The 504-nt window shown below is 65.3% G+C and carries 1 pseudogene; it reads right to left on the minus strand.

Features of this window, described 5'->3' with window-relative positions:
• A pseudogene (locus tag M3149_RS22705) lies at nucleotides 1-504 on the minus strand (IS5/IS1182 family transposase); the annotation flags it as partial.

Consider the following 504-nt stretch of genomic DNA (forward strand, 5'->3'; position numbering starts at 1 on the left):
GGGTTGTCCGCATCCACGCCCCGGTAACCCAGGTCCACATACGCCGTGGCGGGCTTCACCCCCGTGTCTTGCATCAGGATGGCTGCCTGCTCCAGCTGGGTGCTCAGCGTGTGGCCGTCGTATGGGTTGCCGGTGAACGCCCTGGCCCCCACGATCAGGTTGTGCTTCAAGGTCGCGGCAATGCCCACCTTCACCCCGAACTCGTAGGGCGTCCTGCTCTTGCCCTTGGCAATGCACTCCACTTCGGGAGCGTGCCAAGCGTAGAGCTTGGATGATCCGCTGGTGTTCTTGCGGCTGCGCGATTGATCGGCAATGCGCTGCGCCTTGCCCAGCACACCGTCCAAGGCTTGGCGCACCGCTGTGCTCAACCCATTGGCCTTGCGCTCGATCTCACGCACCAGGCGGCCCACCACCGTGCTCTGGCGCTTGATCACGCGGCGCATGCGCTTGAACTGTCTGGCGTGCGCGTACCGCCCGGCCTTGAAGCGCAGCAGCTGGCCCTCT

Source organism: Hydrogenophaga intermedia, from assembly GCF_023715105.1.
Classification (GTDB): domain Bacteria; phylum Pseudomonadota; class Gammaproteobacteria; order Burkholderiales; family Burkholderiaceae_C; genus Hydrogenophaga; species Hydrogenophaga intermedia_A.